The sequence below is a fragment of the Streptomyces luteolifulvus genome (assembly GCF_008806595.1).
In the GTDB taxonomy this organism is placed as follows: domain Bacteria; phylum Actinomycetota; class Actinomycetes; order Streptomycetales; family Streptomycetaceae; genus Streptomyces; species Streptomyces luteolifulvus.
Genome location: NZ_VZRB01000021.1, coordinates 18,693 through 40,379 on the forward strand (window position 1 = coordinate 18,693; position 21,687 = coordinate 40,379).

17 protein-coding genes and 1 riboswitch are annotated in these 21,687 nt (G+C 72.0%); of the genes, 11 read left to right on the forward strand and 6 right to left on the reverse strand.

Features of this window, described 5'->3' with window-relative positions:
* Window positions 1–3: 3 nt before the first annotated feature.
* From F7R91_RS26640 to abc-f, 3 genes are all read right to left on the reverse strand, one after another.
* Entirely contained in the window at window positions 4–807 is an 804-nt protein-coding gene (locus F7R91_RS26640; RefSeq protein WP_150952027.1) for an enoyl-CoA hydratase/isomerase family protein, read from the reverse strand.
* 150 nt (window positions 808–957) lie between these two features.
* A complete protein-coding gene (locus tag F7R91_RS26645) occupies window positions 958–1,179 on the reverse strand; it encodes a helix-turn-helix domain-containing protein (RefSeq protein ID WP_018533414.1) in 222 nt (73 codons plus the stop codon).
* 386 nt (window positions 1,180–1,565) lie between these two features.
* Window positions 1,566–3,164: a ribosomal protection-like ABC-F family protein gene (abc-f, locus tag F7R91_RS26650; RefSeq protein WP_150952033.1), complete on the reverse strand. Its 1,599-nt coding sequence runs from the start codon at window positions 3,162–3,164 to the stop codon at window positions 1,566–1,568.
* Window positions 3,165–3,686: 522 nt separating this feature from the next.
* Between abc-f and F7R91_RS26655 the strand changes: the two genes are divergently transcribed.
* Window positions 3,687–4,100, forward strand: coding sequence for a VOC family protein (locus F7R91_RS26655; RefSeq protein WP_150952036.1), 414 nt, complete (start codon window positions 3,687–3,689; stop codon window positions 4,098–4,100).
* A 15-nt stretch (window positions 4,101–4,115) separates the two neighbouring features.
* Here the strand turns inward: F7R91_RS26655 and F7R91_RS26660 are convergent, their stop codons facing one another.
* From F7R91_RS26660 to F7R91_RS26670, 3 genes are all read right to left on the reverse strand, one after another.
* The gene (locus tag F7R91_RS26660) at window positions 4,116–5,516 is read right to left on the reverse strand and encodes a hypothetical protein (protein WP_191971652.1); all 1,401 of its coding nucleotides are present in this window, start codon (window positions 5,514–5,516) and stop codon (window positions 4,116–4,118) included.
* Window positions 5,517–5,706: 190 nt separating this feature from the next.
* A complete protein-coding gene (locus F7R91_RS26665) occupies window positions 5,707–6,828 on the reverse strand; it encodes an alpha/beta hydrolase family protein (protein ID WP_150952039.1) in 1,122 nt (373 codons plus the stop codon).
* A gap of 292 nt (window positions 6,829–7,120) precedes the next feature.
* Window positions 7,121–7,792, reverse strand: a complete 672-nt coding sequence (locus tag F7R91_RS26670; protein ID WP_150952042.1) for a class II aldolase/adducin family protein — start codon at window positions 7,790–7,792, stop codon at window positions 7,121–7,123.
* A gap of 196 nt (window positions 7,793–7,988) precedes the next feature.
* On the opposite strand from F7R91_RS26670, the gene F7R91_RS26675 reads away from it, so the two are divergent.
* The 10 genes from F7R91_RS26675 to cobI all read left to right on the forward strand — a co-directional run bounded on the left by F7R91_RS26675 (window position 7,989) and on the right by cobI (window position 21,678).
* Window positions 7,989–8,738 (forward strand): lysozyme, encoded by a 750-nt coding sequence (locus F7R91_RS26675; RefSeq protein WP_150952045.1) that lies wholly within the window; start codon window positions 7,989–7,991, stop codon window positions 8,736–8,738.
* A 142-nt stretch (window positions 8,739–8,880) separates the two neighbouring features.
* Window positions 8,881–10,113, forward strand: a complete 1,233-nt coding sequence (locus F7R91_RS26680; protein ID WP_150952048.1) for an inorganic phosphate transporter — start codon at window positions 8,881–8,883, stop codon at window positions 10,111–10,113.
* 32 nt (window positions 10,114–10,145) lie between these two features.
* The gene (locus tag F7R91_RS26685) at window positions 10,146–10,367 is read left to right on the forward strand and encodes a hypothetical protein (RefSeq protein WP_150952051.1); all 222 of its coding nucleotides are present in this window, start codon (window positions 10,146–10,148) and stop codon (window positions 10,365–10,367) included.
* Between the two features lie 132 nt (window positions 10,368–10,499).
* Window positions 10,500–10,639, forward strand: a riboswitch (cobalamin riboswitch).
* Between the two features lie 101 nt (window positions 10,640–10,740).
* Window positions 10,741–11,712 carry a cobalamin biosynthesis protein gene (locus F7R91_RS26690; protein WP_150952054.1) on the forward strand — a complete coding sequence of 324 codons (972 nt, stop codon included), beginning with the start codon at window positions 10,741–10,743 and terminating at the stop codon, window positions 11,710–11,712.
* On the forward strand, window positions 11,709–13,220 hold the full coding sequence (locus F7R91_RS26695; RefSeq protein ID WP_150952057.1) for a cobyric acid synthase: 1,512 nt from the start codon (window positions 11,709–11,711) through the stop codon (window positions 13,218–13,220). Before F7R91_RS26690 ends, F7R91_RS26695 begins: the two co-directional genes overlap by 4 nt.
* Entirely contained in the window at window positions 13,217–16,885 is a 3,669-nt protein-coding gene (cobN, locus tag F7R91_RS26700; RefSeq protein ID WP_150952060.1) for a cobaltochelatase subunit CobN, read from the forward strand. Before F7R91_RS26695 ends, cobN begins: the two co-directional genes overlap by 4 nt.
* Entirely contained in the window at window positions 16,882–18,891 is a 2,010-nt protein-coding gene (locus tag F7R91_RS26705; RefSeq protein ID WP_150952063.1) for a putative cobaltochelatase, read from the forward strand. Before cobN ends, F7R91_RS26705 begins: the two co-directional genes overlap by 4 nt.
* Window positions 18,891–19,499 carry a cob(I)yrinic acid a,c-diamide adenosyltransferase gene (cobO, locus tag F7R91_RS26710; RefSeq protein ID WP_150952066.1) on the forward strand — a complete coding sequence of 203 codons (609 nt, stop codon included), beginning with the start codon at window positions 18,891–18,893 and terminating at the stop codon, window positions 19,497–19,499. Before F7R91_RS26705 ends, cobO begins: the two co-directional genes overlap by 1 nt.
* Window positions 19,499–20,950, forward strand: a complete 1,452-nt coding sequence (locus F7R91_RS26715) for a cobyrinate a,c-diamide synthase (RefSeq protein WP_150952069.1) — start codon at window positions 19,499–19,501, stop codon at window positions 20,948–20,950. Before cobO ends, F7R91_RS26715 begins: the two co-directional genes overlap by 1 nt.
* A complete protein-coding gene (cobI, locus tag F7R91_RS26720) occupies window positions 20,947–21,678 on the forward strand; it encodes a precorrin-2 C(20)-methyltransferase (protein WP_150952072.1) in 732 nt (243 codons plus the stop codon). Before F7R91_RS26715 ends, cobI begins: the two co-directional genes overlap by 4 nt.
* Window positions 21,679–21,687: the final 9 nt, after the last annotated feature.

Below are 21,687 nucleotides of genomic sequence, written 5' to 3' on the forward strand. Positions count from 1 at the left end.
GGCTCATTCGCCGACGCCGGCCAGGTCCCGCAGCCGTCGGGCCTGCGCGGCGCGTTCCGCGGCGCGCTGCTCCTCGTACGACCGGCCCTGGACCCCGCGCAGCAGCGCCTTGGTCTCGATCACGGCATCCCGGGGCGCGGCCAGCACGGCTCCGGCCAGATCCCGTACGGCGCCGTCCAACTGGTCCAGCGGGACGGCCAGGTTGGCGAGGCCCGTGCTCACGGCCTCTTCGGCCGTCACGAACCGGCCCGTGGCGCAGATCTCCAGCGCCCGGGCGTATCCGACCAGCCCCACGAGCGGATGCGTACCGGTCAGGTCGGGCACGAGGCCGAGGCTGGTCTCGCGCATGGCGAACTCCACGTCGTCCGCGACGACGCGCAGGTCGCAGGCAAGGGCCAGCTGGAAGCCCGCCCCGATGGCATGTCCCTGCACCGCGGCGATGGACACGATGTCGCTGCGCCGCCACCAGGTGAAGCCCTCCTGGTACTCGGCGATGGTCGCGTCCAGCTCGGCGTCACTGCCACGCGCGAGGTCGATGAACGACGGCTCGCCGTCGAAGCCCTCGGGCGTGAACGCCTGCCGGTCGAGTCCGGCGGAGAAGGATTTGCCCTCGGCACGCAGCAGCACGACACGAACGGTGCCCGGCAGCAGCCGCCCGGCCTCAGCCAACGCCCGCCACAGAGCGGGGCTCTGGGCGTTGCGCTTGGCCGGGTTGGTCAGCGTCACCGTGGCGAGCGCGTCGTCGACGGTGAGCCGTACGCCGTCCTTGTCGAGTACCGGACCGAGGTCCTGGTCGGGCGAAGCCATGGGGCGCCTCCGATGCGTGCGGTCGTCTTTCGTGCCGCGGGACGGTTTTCCCGCCGGACCACGACACAGCTAAGTGACTGCACAGTAACCACCCGGCCGATCGGCCGACCTACCGGGTGGCCACCATCGAAAGGCGATGGGCCGCCCGGGTCAGGACGCTGCGGCCTTCTTGCCCCGGGTCGCTCCGCCACGCCCACGAAGCGTGACGCCCGACTCGCTGAGCATCCGGTGTACGAAGCCATACGAGCGGCCGGTCTCCTCGGCCAGCGCCCGGATGCTCGCACCGGAGTCGTACTTCTTCTTCAGGTCTGCCGCGAGCTTGTCGCGCGCGGCGCCGGTCACCCGGCTGCCCTTCTTCAGAGTCTCGGCCACCCGTGCCTCCTCATGGGAAGTGCGCTCTGGTCCCCTCATGATCACCCCTCCGGGCCTTCATGGCCACCCATTCGGCAAGGTCCGTGAGACAAGGTTTTGACGACAGGAGCGGGTCCGCACAAGCGGAATCTGCGATTCCAGACGGCGTCGTCCGTACCGCCGAACGGGTTCCTTCACGAAGTGCCAGGTCAGGGACGTGCGACGGCCGAGCCCTCACCGACGCAGGACTCGGCCACGAAATCGATGTACGACACACCTCGGTACGAGGAGATCTCACACAGATGATGGATCACGGATAGGCCGAATGATCCATACGCCGGGGATCACGCTCTGGATCATCCCTTCGGTCAAGCGGAACCGACCGCCCCGCCGGGGTCCGCGCCCGCTCAGGCCAGCGCCACGAGGTCCGCGTAGCCGGCGCCCCACAGGTCCTCGACACCGTCCGGCAGCAGGATGATCCGCTCCGGCTGGAGTGCCTCGACCGCGCCCTCGTCGTGGGTGACCAGGACGACCGCGCCCTGGTAGGTGCGCAGCGCGCCGAGGATCTCCTCACGGCTGGCCGGATCGAGGTTGTTGGTCGGCTCGTCGAGGAGCAGGACGTTCGCGGAGGAGACCACCAGGGTCGCGAGCGCGAGGCGGGTCTTCTCGCCGCCGGAGAGGACGCCCGCCGGCTTGTCGACGTCGTCGCCGGAGAACAGGAACGAGCCGAGCACCTTGCGGACCTCTACGAGGTCCATGTCGGGGGCGGCCGAGCGCATGTTCTCCAGGACCGTGCGGTCCGGGTCGAGCGTCTCGTGCTCCTGGGCGTAGTAGCCCAGCTTGAGGCCGTGACCGGGGCGGACCTCGCCGGTGTCGGGCTGCTCCACCCCGCCCAGCAGACGCAGCAGGGTGGTCTTGCCGGCGCCGTTGAGACCGAGGATGACCACGCGGGAGCCCTTGTCGATGGCCAGGTCGACGTCGGTGAAGATCTCCAGGGAGCCGTACGACTTCGACAGGCTCTCGGCCATCAGCGGGGTCTTGCCGCAGGGCGCGGGCTGCGGGAAGCGGAGCTTGGCGACCTTGTCGGACTGGCGGACGTCCTCGAGGCCGGACAGCAGGCGCTCCGCCCGGCGGGCCATGTTCTGCGCTGCGACCGTCTTGGTGGCCTTGGCGCGCATCTTGTCGGCCTGGGCGTTGAGTGCCGCGGCCTTCTTCTCGGCGTTCTGACGCTCGCGCCTGCGGCGCTTCTCGTCGGCCTCGCGCTGCTGCTGGTAGAGCTTCCAGCCCATGTTGTAGACGTCGATCACGGAACGGTTGGCGTCCAGGTAGAACACCTTGTTGACGACCGTCTCGACGAGGTCGACGTCGTGGGAGATCACGATGAAGCCGCCGCGGTAGGTCTTGAGGTAGTCGCGCAGCCAGACGATCGAGTCGGCGTCGAGGTGGTTGGTCGGCTCGTCGAGCAGCAGGGTGTCCGCGTCGGAGAACAGGATGCGGGCCAGCTCGACCCGGCGGCGCTGACCGCCGGAGAGGGTGTGCAGGGGCTGGACGAGCACCCGGTCGGGCAGGTTGAGCGCGGCGGCGATGGTGGCGGCCTCGGCCTCGGCGGCGTACCCGCCCTTGGTGAGGAACTCGGTCTCCTGGCGCTCGTACTGCTTGAGGGCCTTCTCGCGGGTCGCGCCCTGGCCGGTGGCGATGCGCTGCTCGTTGTCGCGCATCTTGCGGATCAGTACGTCGAGGCCGCGCGCGGAGAGGATGCGGTCACGGGCGAAGACGTCGAGGTCGCCGGTGCGGGGGTCCTGGGGGAGGTAGCCGACCTCGCCGGAGCGGGTGACGGTGCCCGCGGCGGGGATGCCGTCTCCGGCGAGGACCTTGGTCAGGGTGGTCTTGCCGGCGCCGTTGCGGCCGACCAGGCCGATGCGGTCGCCCTTGGCGACTCGGAAGGTGGCGGACTCGATGAGGACTCGGGCGCCGGCGCGCAGCTCGATACCGGAGGCGGAGATCACGGACAGACTCCAGGGCGGATGGGTTGGCGGGATGGGCGGCTGAGGACGTTCCCGCCGTCTAATGCGCGAGGAGAATGGCCATGGGCCAAGTCTAACGGGGCGGTGCAACCACTTTTTCAGCGTCCGGACGGTCGGCGGCGGGGGTACGGGACGCTCCGCCCTCGGCCGCCGACTGCGCTGAGCTGGGACGTCCGGTCGCCGTCCAGCGACGCTCGCGCACAGGGCCGGAGGAGGACCGGTGACCGGTACGCCACGTGACTTACAGCACGCGGGGTCGTCGAAGGGGGCGGGGCGGCGGGGGCGGAGCGGTGCGCGTGAGGTGGGGTGGGGTGGGGTCGATGGGGAGGACGCAAGTGGGCCTCGGCTCGCCCCGGCCCGTGCGGCGCGACGCCGTGCCGGCAGGGTGCCCGACGCTTTCCGTCGCGGCGTTGTCAGTGGGCGGTGCAAGACTGGCCAGCAGCCGGAATTTTCCGGATTTCCGGTGGTGGTCATGGCGCGTTGACACGACAGGGAGTGATGGGCATGGCAGGCACGGGCGGCGGGCATCCGAGTATCTACCCGACGCTGCTGTACGCGGACGCGAAGGCGGCGATCCAGCAGCTGACGGAGGCGTTCGGGTTCACGGAACTCTCGGTGTACGAGAGCGAGGACGGCTCGGTGATGCACGCCGAACTGGTGCAGGGCAACGGCGCGGTGATGCTCGGTTCCAAGGGCCACGGAGGCGTCTTCGACACGGCGATGAAGGACGCCGGCCCCGGCGGGGTGTACGTCGTCGTGGACGACGTCGACTCCCACCACCGTCGCGCCGTGGAGCACGGCGCCGAGATCCTCATGCCCCCGACGGACCAGGACTACGGCTCCCGTGACTACATGGCCCGGGACGCCGAGGGCAACATCTGGAGTTTCGGCACCTACGCCCCCGAGATAGGGGCCTGACGCCGGGGTCTTGGCTCATCCCCCGGTGTGCACCTGGAAGGCCGCCCGCCGTACCGCCTTGGCCAGTGCCGGGTCGGGGTGCGCCGCGGCCAGCGCCACCAACACCTGCACGGTGCGCGGGTGTCCGACGGCCCGCACCTCGTCGAGCAGCGCGGGGACGGTCGGCTGCACCGCCGACTCCAGGTGCCGTACGAGCAGCGGGGCGTCGCCGTGGTCGCTGACGGCGGCGGCGGTGTCGACCCACAGCCATGTGGCCTCTTCCCGGGTGAGGACCAAGTGGGCCTCCTCGGGGTCGGCGCCGTCGTGCTCGGCCAGCCACAGCAGGGCGTAGGGCCGCAGCGTGGATTCCTCGGCCACCGCGCGGACATCGGGCTCGGCCGGGGCGCCGACGACACGCAGCGCCTCGAAGGCGAGGCCGCGCAGCAGTGCGTCCTCGCCACGGGCGGCGTCGAGCAGTTCGGTGACAGCGCTGGAGACGGTGCGGGCGGCGAGCCAGGCGCGGTATTCGGCGCGGGCGGCGTTGGGGCGCAGCTGGGCACAGCCGCGGAGCATGTCCTCGGCCCCCTGCTCGATGTTCCCGGCGGGGCTTTGCGCGGCCACGCAGATCTGCTCCAGCTTGACCCAGACCGCCCAGCTGCCGAGCGGGGTGAGCGTGGCCTGTGCGTCACCGTAGGTGAGGGCGCCGACGGAGGCGAGGGCACGCAGGGCCCAGTCCAGGAGCGGCGCGAGCGGGGCGTCGGCGGGATCCGGCAGGTCCTGGCCGGGTTCGGGCTGGGGGCCGTAGGGGATCTCGCAGCGCTCGGTGCGCAGTTCGGTGACCCGCTGTTCCAGGAGGTCCAGTAGCTGCTCCACGGGGACGGGTCCCGCGGACAGCTGGAGGAAGGAGAGCACCTGAGGCATGGCCGAGACGACCTCGGCGACGGCGGCCGGCTCGTGGTCTGCGGGTTCCGGGCAGGCGAGCGACCAGGCGTCGAAGAGTGCGACCCAGCCACGCAGGACGGCGCTGTCGTCACGGTTCCAGGCGCGCAGCCGCCACCCCGGGCGGGCGCTGTCGCCGTGCACCTCGACGAGACCGGCGAGGCGCGCCGTGTCCCAGTCGGCACGCACCTGAGCCGGAGTCAGGCCCAGGTCGGCGGCGGCCCGTTCGGCGGTCGCACGGGAGAGGGTGCCCTTGCCGTCGGGGTTCGGGCCCTCCCGGCCGGGGCGGAGGGCCGCGTCGGCCCAGTGGGCGACGCGGGCCGCCGGGGCCAGGCCGGAGCGCGCCATTCCGGCCAGCTCCGCGGGGGCGGGCGTGCCCTCCGGCGGGCGTGGTGCGGGGCGGCGCGAGCGCCGCTGGTTCATCGCTCTGGGGGCGGCGGCCAGGGGTCGCGGGCGGACGAGTCGAAGCCTGGAGTCGCGCGGGATACGGGACGTCACGGGTGCAGTCTTCCGGTTGACGGTCCGAAAACCCAAACGGAATGTCACGGCGGGCGACAGGGATGGCCAATGCCGGGCCCTCGCGGGGGCCCCGGGGCCGAGAACAGGCCAGTCGTACGGACTTAAACGGAATGCTCGCGGCCGGGGCCGGCAGCATGCGGGGCCTCTGGCCCGCGCGGGAAACGGACGGTCACATCAGCGGGGTGAGGAAGCGGCGCAGTGCCTCCTCGTAGCCGCTGGGGTCGGCGTTCCACATGGCTCCGTGGGGAGCCTGACGGACCGTGTGGAGGGCGATGAGGTTGGGGCGGGCGGCGGCGAGACGGCGCGAGAACTCCCAGGGGGCCACCGTGTCGTCCGGGCCGTGGACGATCAGGGTCGGCGCGTCGAGCCGGTCGGGGGCGGGGCCCCTGCGGTGGGCGTGCATTCCGGTGCGGCCCTGCGCGGCGCGCACGGCCAGCGGCAGCAGGGCTCCCGGTGTACGGCGGGCCGCGGCGAGCGCGCGCAGCGTCGCCTCCCAGCTGAGCACCGGTGAGTCCAGGACGAGTCCCGAGATGCGCTCGCGCAGCCCCGAGCGCGCGGCGGCGCGCAGGGCCATCGTGGCGCCGGTCGACCAGCCGTGCAGGACGACCTGTTCGGCGCCGTAGCGCACGGCGTAGCGGATCGCGGCGTCCAGGTCGCGCCATTCGGTCTCGCCGAGGTGGTTCAGGCCGTCCGGCGAGCGGGGTGCGCCGAGGTCGCCGCGGTAGGCGAGGTCCAGCACCGGGAAGCGCTGGCGGTGCAGGAACCCCATGATGTTCATGGGGTGTTCGCGGGTGGTGCCGAGGCCGTGCACCGTGATCACCCAGGTGTCCCGCACCCCGGGGACGAACCACGCGGGCAGCGGGCCGAGTTCGCCGGGGATGTCGACGTCGGCGTGGTCGAGGCCGAGGGCGGCGCTCGGGTTGCCGATGTGCACGTTCGGGGTGAGCCACGCCTTGTCACCGGGTTCCAGGACGCCGTGGGTGACGCGTTCCAGACGGCGTACGACGGTGTCGGCGCGGTGCGGAACGGCCTCCTGGACGGGCCCGACCACCGCGTGCATGCCGTTGCCGGAGAGGCCGTAGGTGCCGGGGCGCAGCGAGGCCAGGGACCGGGTCAGGGTGATCTGCCCGGCGGCGGTGCCGTGCACGGTGAGGCGGGGTTCGGTGGGCAGGGGCCGGCCCGGCGGCGCCTTGAGCGCGGCGTCGCTGGCGAACCGGCCGGCGGCGACGCTTGCCGCACCGGCCGCGAGAGCCACGGTGACGGCCGCGGCCGTCGCTTTGACTGTGCGCACGAGTCCAGTGTCCTGGCCGACCCCGCGCGCGGCCAGCGGGAGGACGGCACGGGGTGATGTCCTGCACGGAACTCGCCGTGACGTCCCGTGCGGATTCGGTGTGACGTCCGCCGGAATCCGGCGTGACGCCCGGGGCGGAGCCCGCCTCAGAGCCGGTGTCACACCCCCGGCCGGATCAGCGCCGTCGTCATGGGTCCCCGCAACGCGGCATGAGCGTCCCGCGCGAGCGCACCCGAGCGTGGGGAATGGCGTGCCAGGCGGCGCGCGCCCGGCCGGGGAGGTGCACAGGCTCTCAGCCCAGCTGCCCGTACCCCCGTAGCCGCTCCCCCGCCTCCGCCAGCTGTTCCGGCGACAGCAGCGCCGGGGTGAGGCCCGGTACGGAGGAGGCCATGAGCCACAGCCGGCACATCCACTCCAGCTGGGCCGTGCGGTCGTAGGCCTGGTCCAGGGTGGCGCCGTAGGTGATCGTGCCGTGGTTGCGCAGCAGACAGCCGGAGCGGTCGGCGAGGGCGTGGAGCATGTTCTCGGCCAACTCCTCGGTGCCGTACGTCGCATAGGGGGCAACCCGGACGGGGCCGCCGAGGGCGCCGGCCATGTAGTGGATCGCCGGGAGCTCCGGCACGAGCGTCGAGACGGCCGTGGCGTGCACGGCGTGGGTGTGGACGACGGCGCGGGCGTCGGTGGTGGTGTGGACGGCGAGGTGCATGGGCAGTTCGCTCGTCGGGACGAGGGTGCCGAGCACCTGGCGGCCGTCGAGGGCGACACCGGTGATGTCGTCCGGGGTGAGCCGGTCGTACGGGACGCCCGACGGAGTGACCAGCACGGCATCCCCGACGCGCACCGAGACATTGCCGGAGGTGCCGACGACCAGTCCGTCGGACACCGTGCGACGGGCGGTCGCGACAAGGGCCTCCCAGGCGTGCGTCTCCTCGGGTCGCGCCTGCCTCCGTTGTTGCTCAGCCATGCGGCGATCCTTTCAGGCGGGGCGTCAACCTGCCGCCGGGCGGGGGCACTTTAGGGCGGAAGCCAACCGTCCGGAAGGGCACATATCGGCATACATCCCTCCCTTGTAGTGCTTGGCTGGAGATCAGCAATCTTTCAATGATCTTCCAGTACTCTCTGTGAGTTTCTTCGTGCATGCAGCCATTCCGGGGGGATCCATGGCCCGTGATCGCAAACCGTCCCGTCGTCGCGCCCGCGTGATCGCGCTGTCCGTGGCGGCGCTCACCGTAGGGGGAAGCGCCCTCGCCGAGTTACCGGCCTCGGCTGCGGGCACGCCCAAGGGGCACGACGTCTCCTCGCACCAGAAGAACGTGGACTGGCAGCACGCGAAGGCCAAGGGCGCCCGGTTCGTCTATGTCAAGGCGACCGAGTCCACCGGCTACCGCAACCCGTACTTCGGCCGGCAGTACGACGGCGCTCGTGAGGCGGGCATCATCCGCGGCGCGTATCACTTCGCACTGCCGGACAAGTCGTCGGGCTCGGCGCAGGCGGCCTTCTTCGTGCGCAACGGCGGCGCCTGGAGCGGGGACGGCTGGACGCTGCCGCCGGCGCTCGACATCGAATACAACCCGTACGACAGAAAGCGCCGGTGCTATGGCTTGACCAGGGCGAGGATGGCCGCCTGGATCAGGTCGTTCAGCGACGAGGTGAATCGACTCACCGGCCGCCGTCCGGTGATCTACACGACCGCCCACTGGTGGAACATGTGCACCGGCAGCAGCCGCGCCTTCGGCTCCGACCACGCGCTGTGGATCGCCCGTCACAACGCGGCAGACGCCGGGTCTCTGCCCGCCGGATGGTCGTTCTGGACAATGTGGCAGTACGACAACAGCGGCAGCCTGCCGGGTGATCAAAATCTCTTCAACGGGTCCGCAGAACAGCTGCGGAGGTTCGCCCGGGGCTCCTAGCCGTGCGGCGTCCGGGCCGCGCGGTTCGGCAGAACAGCAACCACCCTTTCCAGACACCGTGCAGCCCGCCCCAGTTCACCTTCCGTTCACCCAGGTTGCCTACGGTCAACCAGCCAATGACCTCGAACGATTGCCTGGGTAAATGGAAAACTTCTCGCTGATCCTCGCGATCGTGGTAGTAACCGCACTCGCGTTCGATTTCACGAACGGTTTTCATGACACCGCCAACGCGATGGCCACGACCATCTCGACCGGTGCACTCAAGCCCAAGGTCGCGGTGGCCATGTCCGCCGCGCTCAACCTTGTCGGCGCCTTCCTCTCCGTGGAGGTCGCCAACACGATCTCCAAGGGTCTCGTCGACGAGACCGGCATACGTCCCGAAGTCATATTCGCCGCCCTGGTGGGCGCGATCCTCTGGAACCTGCTGACCTGGCTCGTAGGACTCCCCTCCAGCTCGTCGCACGCCCTGATGGGCGGTCTGATCGGCGCCACCATCGCCTCGGCCGGCCTCGGCGCGGTCCACGGCGACGTGCTCGTCACCAAGGTCCTGATCCCCGCGATCGCGGCCCCGCTGGTCGCCGGCATCGCCGCGATGCTGGCCACGCGGCTGTCGTACAGGCTGGGCAGGAAGGCCGACGGCAAGGCCTCCGAGAAGGGATACCGCGCCGGCCAGATCGCCTCCGCCGGACTGGTCTCCCTGGCCCACGGCACCAACGACGCGCAGAAGACGATGGGCATCATCACCCTCGCCCTGGTCGCCGGCGGCGCCGTCGCCCCCGACTCCGACCCGCCCGTCTGGGTCATCCTCACCGCGGGCCTCGCCATCGCGCTCGGCACCTACCTCGGTGGCTGGCGCATCATCCGCACCATGGGCAAGGGTCTGACAGACCTTCAGCCGCAGCAGGGCTTCGCCGCCCAGACCAGCGCGGCCACGGTCATCCTGGCCTCCTCGCACCTCGGCTTCTCCCTCTCCACCACGCACTCCGTCTCCGGTTCGGTGATGGGCGCGGGCCTCGGCCGCAAGGGCGGTGTGGTCCGCTGGTCGACCGCGACCCGGATGTTCGTCGCCTGGGGCCTCACGCTCCCGGCCGCCGCCCTGGTCGGCGCTGTCGCCGAGTACGTGACCGGCCTCGGCGCCTGGGGCACGGCACTCGTCGCGGTCTTCCTGGTCGGCTCCAGCGCCGCCATCTGGAAGATCTCCCGCCGCGAGGTCGTCGACCACACCAACGTCAACCACCACGAGGAGCCGGCCGGCGTGGTGACCACGGCAATCGCCGCGGTGGCGGTGCCCCCGACCCACGCCGCCGAGGACCTGTCGGCCACCATCCCGGCCCCGGCGGGCGAATCCGCCCCGTCGACGGCCACCTCCGTCTGAGCCCCGCCCCCGGTTACTAAGGAATCAGCAGCATGAAGATCGACTGGGCAGCTCTCGGCTCCGTCTTCGGGGTCAGCCTCGTGGTCACCGTCGCCCTCGTGGGCCTGTTCACCCTCGGCATCGCCGGCCTCTCCCGCCGCGAGCGGGCGGCCGAACAGGGCGGTTCCGCCGCGCTCGCGGTGACGGGCGCCTATCTTTGCTTCGCGGGGTGTGCCGCCGCGGTGGCGTACGGGATCTCACTGATCGTCGCCTGACCGGCGGCAGCGACTTCACCTGGGGTGCGGGACGGATCGCCGTCCCGCACCCCTTGCTTCTGTGGTGCCTGTGACCCCTCGTGTGTGGGTCTCAGCACACTCTCCCTTCGCAGGTCAGCAGCAAGTTGACGGCCGTTCCGGGCCCATGGTGGACTGCCGGGGCCATGTACGGCGGCAAGAGAGGAAGCCGGTGAGAATCCGGCGCGGTCCCGCCACTGTCACCGCGGTAGTAAGCCCCGGGAGCCAGGAACTCTCACCGCCGGTCTCGTCGAACCAGGGCGTGGACACCCTGAGTGAGGACATATCGCCATGCACGGCTGCCGTTCGATCCTGAGTACGTGGGCCCTGCCCGACCCCACGGCCGGCTGAGCCGATGCGTGCCGATCGCGTCTTCGCGTACGGCGCCGCCGCCGGCCTACTCGGTGATCTGATCCTCGGCGATCCGCGCCGCGGGCATCCGGTCGCCGCGTTCGGACGCGCCGCCGGTGCCGTGGAACGCGTGCTGTGGCGTGACCACCGTGGATACGGCGCGCTGCACACCGCCGTGTGCGTGGGCGGTGCCGTCTCCCTCGCCGCCGTCGCCGCCTCGGCCGTACGGCGCTCCCGTGCCGCCTCCGTCGCGCTCACCGCCGCCGCCACCTGGGCCGTGGTGGGCGGGACCACGCTGGGGCGCGAGGCGCGGGCGGTCGGCCGTGCCCTCGAAGCGGGGGACGTCGCGGGCGCCCGGGCCCGGCTGCCGCATCTGTGCGGGCGTGATCCGCAGGCGCTCGACGCCGACGGGATCGCCCGGGCCGTCGTCGAGTCCGTCGCCGAGAACACCTCGGACGCGGTCGTGGGGGCGCTGGTGTGGGGTGCGGTGGGGGGTGTGCCCGGTCTCGTCGGGTTCCGTGCGGTCAACACGCTGGACGCGATGGTGGGGCACAGGTCGCCCAAGTACCGGCGGTACGGGTGGGCTTCCGCGCGGCTCGACGATGTGGCCGGGTGGCCGGGGGCGCGGGTGACTGCCGTCCTGGCTGTTGTGGCGGGGTCCGATCCTCGGGGGGCGGTGCGGGCCTGGCGGACGGATGCGGGGAAGCATCCGAGTCCCAATGCCGGGCCTGTCGAGACGTCGTTCGCGGGGGCGCTCGGGGTGCGGCTCGGGGGCACGTTGTCGTACGGGGGGCGCATTGAGCATCGGCCCGTGCTGAACGGGGAAGGGCGTGCTGTGCGGGTGGGGGACATCGAGAGGGCTGTGCGGTTGTCGCGTCGGGTGGGGTGGCTGGCGTTGGGGGTGAGTGCGGCCGGCGCGCTGCTGCGGGGGCGGGTCGCAGGGCGCCCGGCACAGCGGTGGGGAGGTCTGTCATGACCGGCGGGGGTCTTCTCGTCGCCGGGACCACCTCCGATGCCGGTAAGAGTGTTGTCACCGCCGGGATCTGTCGTTGGCTGGTTCGGCAGGGGGTCAAGGTCGCGCCCTTCAAGGCGCAGAACATGTCCCTCAATTCGTTCGTCACACGCGAAGGTGCCGAGATCGGGCGCGCGCAGGCCATGCAGGCGCAGGCCTGCCGGGTCGAGCCGGCCGCGCTGATGAATCCCGTGCTGCTCAAGCCCGGTGGCGAGCAGAGCAGTCAGGTGGTGCTCCTCGGCAGGCCCGTGGGCGAACTGAGTGCGCGCGGGTATCACGGCGGGCGGCAGCAGAAGCTCCTCGGGACCGTGCTGGACTGTCTCGCCGAGTTGCGGGGCACGTATGACGCGGTGATCTGTGAGGGGGCCGGCAGTCCCGCGGAGATCAATCTGCGGCGGACCGACATCGTGAACATGGGCATCGCACGCCATGCGCGGCTGCCCGTACTCGTCGTCGGTGACATCGACCGCGGCGGCGTCTTCGCCTCCTTCTTCGGGACCGTGGCCCTGCTCTCGCCCGAGGACCAGGAGCTGGTCGCCGGGTTCCTCGTCAACAAGTTCCGGGGGGACGTCTCGCTGCTGGAGCCGGGGCTGGACATGCTGCACGGGCTCACGGGGCGGCGGACGTACGGGGTGCTGCCGTTCCGGCACGGGCTCGGGATCGACGAGGAGGACGGACTGCGCGTGTCCCTGCGCGGCACCGTGCGGGAGTCGCACGTGGCCCCACCCGTCGGCGAGGACGTCCTGCGCGTCGCGGTGTGCGCGATCCCGCTGATGTCCAACTTCACCGACGTGGACGCCCTCGCCGCCGAACCGGGTGTCGTGGTGCGGTTCGTGGACCGGCCCGAGGAACTGGCCGACGCCGACCTCGTGGTGGTTCCGGGCACCCGCGGGACCGTACGGGCGCTGGAATGGCTGCGGGAGCGGGGACTTGCGGACGCCATCGGACGCAGGGCCGCCGAAGGGCGGCCCGTCCTCGGCATCTGCGGTGGCTTCCAGATCCTCGGTGAGCACATCGAGGACGAGGTCGAGAGCCGGCGCGGGCACGTGGAGGGACTCGGAGTCCTTCCCGTCCGGGTGCGGTTCGCCCGGGAGAAGACCCTCACCCGGCCGACGGGGGAAGCCCTCGGCGAGCATGTCGAGGGATACGAGATCCATCACGGGGTGGCCTCCGTCACCGGAGGGGAACCCTTCCTGGACGGCTGCCGGGCCGGGCAGACCTGGGGCACGCACTGGCACGGCTCCCTGGAGTCGGACGGTTTCCGGCGGGCCTTCCTGCGCGAGGTGGCGGCCGCCGCGGGCCGCCGTTTCGTGCCGGCCCCCGGCACATCCTTCGCCGCGCTGCGCGAGGAGCAGCTCGACCGGCTCGGCGACCTGATCGAACAGCACGCGGACACGGACGCGCTCTGGCGGCTCATCGAGTCGGGCGCGCCGCAAGGACTGCCTTTCATTCCACCGGGAGCGCCCGCATGAGCACAGTGTTGTTGTTGTCGACCGCCGACACGGATCTGCTGGCGGCGCGTGCCTCCGGCGCCTCCTACCGGATCGGCAACCCGACCCGGGTCGACGTCACCGAGGAGCTTCCGGGGCTTCTCGACGGCGCCGGCATCGCGGTCGTACGACTGCTCGGCGGAAAGCGTGCCTGGGAGGACGGACTCGCCGCGCTCAAGGCGTCCGGCATTCCCACCGTGCTGCTCGGCGGGGAGACCGTGCCCGACGCGGAGCTGATGGCCGAGTCGTCCGTGCCCGCGGGCGTCGTGGCGGAGGCGCTGCGGTATCTCGTGGAGGGCGGGCCGGCCAACCTGACCGAGCTGGCGCGATTCCTGTCGGACACCGTGCTGTTGACCGGTGAGGGGTTCGTCGAGCCGCAGAAGATGCCGGAGTACGGCGTCCACGGCGACCGTCCGTACGCCGAGGACCGCCCGACGATCGGCGTGCTCTTCTACCGCGCCCACGAACTCAGCGGCAACACCGCCTTCGTGGACACGCTGTGCGACGCGATCGAGGCGAAGGGCGCCAACGCCCTGCCCGTGTACTGCGGTTCGCTGCGTGGTGCCGACGCCGGGCTGTACGAGCTCCTCGGGAAGACCGACGCGCTGGTCGCCACCGTGCTCGCGGCCGGCGGCACACACGCCTCGCAGGCCTCGGCCGGCGGCGACGAGGAGGCCTGGGACATCGGGGCGCTCGCCGACCTGGACATCCCCGTCCTCCAGGGGCTGTGTCTCACGTCCTCGCACGCCGCGTGGGAGGAGTCCGACGCCGCCCTGTCCCCCATGGACGCGGCGATGCAGGTCGCCATCCCGGAGTTCGACGGCCGCCTCATCACCGTGCCGTTCTCCTTCAAGGAGCAGGGCCCGGACGACGTCCCGGTGTACGTGGCCGACCCCGAGCGGGCCGGCCGGGTCGCCGGGATCGCCGTGCGCCATGCCCGGCTGAAGCACAAGGCGAACGCCGCGAAGAAGATCGCGCTCGTCTTCACCGCGTATCCGACCAAGCACTCGCGGGTCGGCAACGCGGTGGGCCTGGACACACCCGCGTCGGCGGTGCGCTTGCTGGACGCGCTGCGGGACGCCGGGTACTCGCTCACCGAGTACCCGGACAACGGCGACGAGTTGATCCACCGGCTCATCGCGGCCGGGGGCCACGACGTCGAGTGGCTGACCGAGGAGCAGCTGGCCGCCGCGCCCGCGCGGGTCCCGCTCGCCGACTACCGGGCCTGGTTCGACAAGCTCGACCCCGAGCTGCGGGACGGCATGCTGGAGGCCTGGGGGGAGCCGCCGGGCTCCCTCTACGTCGACGGGGACGACATCGTGCTCGCGTCCCTGCAGTTCGGGAACGTCGTCGTGATGATCCAGCCGCCGCGCGGCTTCGGCGAGAACCCGATCGCGATCTACCACGACCCCGACATGCCGCCCTCGCACCACTACATGGCGGCCTACCGCTGGCTGGAGGCTGCGACATCGGAGGGGGGCTTCGGTGCCGACGCGATCGTCCACATGGGCAAGCACGGCACGATGGAGTGGCTGCCGGGCAAGGGTCTCGGGCTGTCGCGCGGGTGCGCGCCGGACGCGGTCCTCGGTGATCTGCCGCTGATCTACCCGTTCATCGTCAACGACCCCGGCGAGGGCACCCAGGCCAAGCGCCGCGGGCACGCCACGGTCGTCGATCACCTCGTGCCGCCGATGGCGCGCGCCGACACCTACGGCGACCTCGCCAAGCTGGAGCAGCTGCTCGACGAGTACGCGCTCGTCTCCGACCTGGACCCGGCCAAGGCGCCGGCCGTGCGCGCCCAGATCTGGACGCTGGTCAAGGCGGCCGAGCTGCACCACGACCTGCATGTCGCCGAGCAGCCGGACGACGAAGAGTTCGACGAGTTCGTCATGCACATCGACGGCTATCTGTGCGAAATCAAGGACGTGCAGATCCGGGACGGGCTGCACATCCTGGGCGGCGGGCCGGTCGGCGAGCCGCGCGTCAACCTGGTGCTCGCCGTGCTGCGTGCCTCGCAGGTGTGGGGCGGGCAGGCGAACGCGCTGCCGGGGCTCAGGGCTTCGCTCGCGCAGCACTTCGGCCTGGTGGAGAAGGAGCTGCTGGCCGAGCCGGGCGCTCCGGTGAAGGTCCCGGTGGAGCTGACGGACCTGGTCGGGGGCCCGTCCCGTACGGCCGCCGACGCGATCGACCTGCTGGAGCAGCTGTGCCGGCGGATCGCGGAGGGCATGGAGTCCCGGGCGTGGGACGTCACGGCCGCGCCCGCGCTCGTGCGCGGCACGCTCGGAGCCGAACTCCCGGACGCCGTCGCCGTGCTGGAGTTCGCCTGCACCGAGGTCGTGCCCCGCCTGGCGAGGACCACGGACGAGATCGGCCACATCCTCAAGGCTCTCCACGGCGGTTACGTCCCGGCCGGTCCGTCCGGCTCCCCCACCCGCGGTCTCGTCAACGTCCTGCCGACCGGCCGCAACTTCTACTCGGTCGACCCCAAGGCCATCCCGTCCCGGCTCAGCTGGGAGGTCGGGCAGTCGCTCGCCGACTCGCTGGTGCAGCGGTATCTGCAGGACACCGGCGCGTACCCGAAGTCCGTCGGCCTCACGGTGTGGGGCACCTCCGCGATGCGTACGCAGGGCGACGACATCGCCGAGATCCTGGCGCTGCTGGGCTGCCGTCCGGTCTGGGACGACGCCTCGCGCCGGGTGACCGGCTTCGAGATCGTGCCCCTGGCCGAACTCGGGCGTCCCCGCATCGATGTGACGGTCCGTATCTCCGGCTTCTTCCGGGACGCGTTTCCGCATGTCGTCGGGCTGATCGACGACGCGGTGCGCGCGGTGGCGGAGCTGGACGAGCCCGCCGGGCAGAACTTCGTGAAGGCGCACGCCGACGAGGACACGGCCGAGCACGGCGACCGGCGGCGCGCGACGGCCCGTGTCTTCGGCTCCAAGCCGGGTGCCTACGGCGCGGGTCTGCTGCCGCTGATCGACGCCCGCAACTGGCGCTCGGACGCCGATCTCGCCGAGGTGTACGCGGTCTGGGGCGGCTACGCATACGGGCGCGGGCTCGACGGGCGGGCGGCGCGCGGGGACATGGAGACGGCGTTCCGGCGGATCGCCGTGGCCGCGAAGAACGTCGACACACGCGAGCACGACCTCGTGGACGCCGACGACTACTTCCAGTACCACGGCGGCATGGTCGCCATGGTGCGCCATCTGACGGGCGCGAGCCCGGAGGCGTACGTCGGCGACTCCGCCGTACCCGACCAGGTGAAGACCCGCACGCTCGGCGAGGAGACCCACCGCGTCTTCCGCGCCCGCGTGGTCAACCCGCGCTGGATGGCGGCGATGCGCCGGCACGGCTACAAGGGCGCCTTCGAGATGGCGGCGACCGTGGACTACCTCTTCGGGTACGACGCCACGGCCGGGGTCGTCGACGACTGGATGTACGAGAAGCTCAGCGCGGAGTACGTCTTCGACGCGGAGAACCGGGACTTCATGAAGAAGTCCAACCCCTGGGCGCTGCGCGGCATCACGGAGCGGCTGCTGGAGGCGGCCGACCGCGGGCTGTGGGCCGAGCCCGACGCCGACACGCTGGAGCGGCTGCGGGCCACCTATCTGGAGCTCGAAGGCGACCTGGAGGGCGACGAGAAGTGAGTACCCCCTTTCCGTTCACGGCCGTCGTCGGCCAGGACGACCTGCGGCTCGCGCTGCTGCTGAACGCCGTGTCCCCGGCGGTCGGCGGTGTACTGGTGCGCGGCGAGAAGGGCACCGCCAAGTCCACGGCGGTGCGCGCCCTTTCGGCGCTCATGCCTCAGGTGGACGTCGTCGCCGGGTGCCGCTTCTCCTGCGACCCCGGCTCCCCCGACCCGGCCTGCCCGGACGGGCCGCACGAGGCGGGGGCCTTCGAGTCCCGGCCGGCCCGCATGGTCGAACTGCCCGTCGGCGCCTCCGAGGACCGGCTGGTCGGCGCCCTCGACATCGAGCGGGCGCTCGCGGAGGGCGTGAAGGCCTTCGAGCCCGGGCTGCTGGCCGACGCGCACCGCGGCATCCTGTACGTCGACGAGGTCAACCTGCTCCACGACCACCTGGTCGACCTGCTCCTGGACGCCGCCGCGATGGGCGCTTCGTACGTCGAACGCGAGGGCGTCTCCGTGCGGCATGCCGCCCGTTTCCTGCTCGTCGGCACCATGAACCCCGAAGAGGGCGAGCTGCGGCCGCAGTTGCTCGACCGGTTCGGGCTGACCGTCGAGGTCGCGGCCTCCCGCGAGCCCGAGCAGCGGGTGGAGGTCGTACGGCGGCGGCTCGCCCACGACGACGACCCGGCCGGGTTCGCGGCGCGCTGGGCCGACGAGGAGGCCGCCGTACGGGCGCGGATCGCGGCGGCACGGGAGCTGCTGCCGTCGGTGCGGCTGGGCGACGGGGCGCTGCGGCAGATCGCGGCGACCTGCGCCGCGTTCGAGGTGGACGGCATGCGGGCCGACATCGTGATGGCCCGGACCGCCACCGCGCTGGCGGCGTGGGCCGGGCGGACCGAGGTGCTCGCCGAGGACGTGCGGCAGGCCGCGCTGCTCGCGCTGCCGCACCGGCGGCGCCGGAACCCGTTCGACGCGCCGGGACTCGACGAGGACAAGCTCGACGAGACCCTGGAGCAGTTCGGGGAGCCGGAGGACGACGACCCGGATCCCGACGGTCCCGGCGGGGGCGGCGGGGGCGGCGGGCAGCCACCGGCACCGGACTCCGACGCACCGCAGGGCGGTGACCCGGGCGCACGCACCGAGGACGGAGAGGGCGGGGAGCCGCAGCCTTCCGGCGCCGGGTCCGGTGAGCAGTCCGCGGTACGGGCCTCGGAGCCCTTCCGCACCAAGGTGCTGAGCGTGCCGGGCCTCGGCGAGGGTGCCGCCGGGCGGCGCTCGCGGGCGCGGACCGAGCATGGGCGGACGACCGGGGCCCGGCGGCCCCGCGGGACGCTCACCAAGCTGCATCTGGCGGCGACCGTGCAGGCTGCTGCGCCGCACCAGCGGGCACGGGGGCGGACCGGGCCGGGCCTGGTCGTGCGCCGGGACGATCTGCGGCAGGCCACGCGGGAGGGGCGCGAGGGGAACCTCGTGCTGTTCGTGGTGGACGCCTCCGGGTCGATGGCGGCACGGCAGCGGATGAGCGCGGTGAAGGGCGCCGTGCTGTCGCTGCTCCTCGACGCCTACCAGCGGCGGGACAAGGTGGGGCTGGTGACCTTCCGGGGGTCGTCGGCCGAGGTGGCGCTGCCGCCGACCTCGTCGGTCGACGCGGCGGCGGCACGGCTGGAGTCCCTGCCGACGGGCGGCCGTACACCGCTCGCCGCCGGGCTGCTGCGGGCGCACGAGGTGCTGCGCGTGGAACGGCTGCGGGACCCCGCGCGGCGGGCGCTGGTCGTGGTCGTCACCGACGGCCGGGCCACCGGCGGCCCCGAGCCGGTCGAGCTGGCCGGGCGGGCGGCGCGGCTGTTCGCGGCCGAGCAGGTCGCCTCCGTGGTCGTCGACTGCGAGTCGGGGCCCGTACGGCTGGGGCTGGCCGGGCGGCTCGCGGGTGCGCTGGGCGGTACGGCGGTGACGCTGGACGAGTTGCGGGCGGACTCGATCGCCGGGCTGGTCAAGGAAGTTCAGGGCAACAGGAGGGCCGCGTAATGCCTCAGGGGCAGCCGAGTGTGGTGCCGGACGACGGGCTGACGACACGTCAGCGTCGTAACCGGCCCCTTGTGGTCGTGCACACCGGGATCGGGAAGGGCAAGTCCACCGCCGCATTCGGGCTCGCGCTGCGGGCCTGGAACCAGGGGTGGCCGATCGGGGTGTTCCAGTTCGTCAAGTCGGCCAAGTGGAAGGTCGGCGAGGAGCGGGCGCTCAGGGTGCTCGGGGACTCCGGGGAGGGCGGGACCGTCGCCTGGCACAAGATGGGCGAGGGCTGGTCCTGGGTGCAGCGCGGCCTGCAGGGCGACAACGCGACCAACGAGGAGAAGGCCCGGGAGGGCTGGGAGCAGGTCAAGCGGGACCTGGCGGCCGAGACGTACCAGCTCTACGTGCTCGACGAGTTCGCGTACCCGATGCACTGGGGGTGGGTCGACACCGATGAGGTGATCTCGGTGCTCCGGGACCGTCCCGGGACCCAGCATGTCGTGATCACCGGGCGGAACGCGCCCGCGGAACTCGTGGACTTCGCCGACCTCGTGACGGACATGTCCAAGGTCAAGCACCCCATGGACGTCGGCCAGAAGGGCCAGAGAGGCATCGAGTGGTGATGTCCGTGATGTCGTCGTCCTCCGTCCCCCGGCTGGTCGTCGCCGCGCCCTCCTCGGGCAGCGGCAAGACCACCGTCGCCACGGGGCTGATGGCCGCGCTCACCGCGCGGGGGCTCGCCGTGTCCCCGCACAAGGTCGGGCCCGACTACATCGACCCCGGGTATCACGCGCTCGCCACCGGGCGGCCGGGACGGAACCTCGACGCGTATCTGTGCGGGCCGGAGCTGGTCGCTCCGCTGTTCCTGCACGGGGCGCTCGGCTGCGATGTCGCCGTCGTCGAGGGGGTCATGGGGATGTACGACGGGGCCGCGGGGGAGGGTGAACTGGCGTCCACCGCCCATGTGGCGAAGCTGCTGCGGGCGCCGGTGGTGCTGGTCGTCGACGCGTCCTCGCAGTCACGGTCGGTGGCGGCGCTGGTGCACGGGTTCGCGTCCTGGGATCCGGAGGTGCGGGTCGGGGGCGTGATTCTGAACAAGGTGGCGTCGGATCGGCACGAGGCGCTGCTGCGGGAGGCGCTGGATTCGGCGGGGGTGCCTGTTCTCGGGGTTCTGCGGCGGGTGGCGCGGATCGGTACACCGTCGCGGCATCTGGGGTTGGTGCCGGTCGCCGAGCGGCGGGCTGAAGCGGTGGACGCCGTTGCGGCGATGGCGGCGCAGGTCTCCGACGGGTGCGATCTGGAGGCGTTGCTGGGGCTGGCGCGGAGCGCGGGTGGGTTGTCCTGTGCGGCTTGGGGTGCGGCTGAGGCCTTGGCTTCTTCGCCCCCTCCGCCCCTTCCCGTCCCGACCCTCGGGGCTGCGCCCCCGGACCCCCGCTGTCGGCCTGAACGGCGTCGTCCTCAAGCGCCGGACGGGCAGGTGGTTGCCGTTGCCGGTGGAGCGGCCTTCACCTTCTCCTACGCCGAGCACACCGAACTGCTCGCCGCCGCCGGAGCCGAAGTCGTCCTCGTCGATCCTCTCCGCGATGAGCAACTGCCCGACGGCACCCGTGGGTTGGTCATGGGTGGCGGGTTTCCCGAGATGTACGCCTCCGAGCTGTCCGCCAACGAACCCCTGCGCAAAGCCGTCGCCGCCCTCGCGGAGAGCGGTGCGCCCATCGCCGCCGAGTGTGCCGGGCTGCTGTATCTGTGCCGGGAGCTGGACGGGCAACCGATGTGCGGGGTGCTCGATGCCACCGCCCGGATGTCGGAGCGGCTGACCCTCGGCTACCGGGACGCCGTCGCCGTGAGCGACAGTGTGCTGGCGCCTGCCGGGACGCGGATGCGGGGGCACGAGTTCCACCGGACGGTCGTGGAGCCCGGCTCGGGGGCGGCTCCCGCCTGGGGTGTGCGCGCCCCTCTGCGGCGGGTCGAAGGTTTTGTACAACAAGGTGTGCACGCGAGTTATCTGCACACGCACTGGGCGTCCGAGCCCGGTGTCGCCCGTCGGTTCGTGGAGAGGTGCCGGACGTCATGAGCAGCAGGCTGATCGGAGTCGGGGTCGGGCCCGGTGACCCCGAGCTGGTCACCGTCAAGGGCGTCGGGGCGCTGCGCGCGGCCGATGTGGTCGTCGTACCCGTGATGGAGACCGGTGAGCGCGGGCGGGCCGAGGCGACGGTGCTGCACTATGTGCCCGAGGAGAAGGTCGTACGGGTCGTGTTCGCGCTCAACGAGCGCAGCGACCGGGCGCGGCGGGAGGCCGCCTGGGACGCGGCCGGTGAGCGGGTCGCGGGGTTGCTCACGGAGCACGGCTGCGTCGCCTTCGCGACCATCGGCGACCCCAACGTGTACTCGACGTTCACCTATCTCGCGCAGACCATCACCGAACTGGTGCCGGGCACGGTCGTCGAGACGGTACCCGGGATCACCGCCATGCAGGATCTCGCGGCGAGGTCGGGCGCCGTGCTGACGGAAGGGACCGAGCCGCTCACGCTCGTGCCGGTGACGGCGGGGGCCGCGGTGCTCAAGGACGCGCTGGCCGGGCCCGGGACCGTGGTCGCCTACAAGTTCGGGCGGCAGGCCCAGGAGGTCGCCGAGGCGCTGCGGGAGACGGGGCGGATCGACGACGCCGTGTGGGGTTCGGCGCTCGGCCTCACGGAGGAGTCCATCCAGCCGGCCGCCGAGCTCGACGGCGGTCCGCTGCCCTATCTGTCGACGCTGATCGCGCCCGCCCGGCGCGACGGCGGGCGGGGCGGGAAGCTGTGACACGATTCT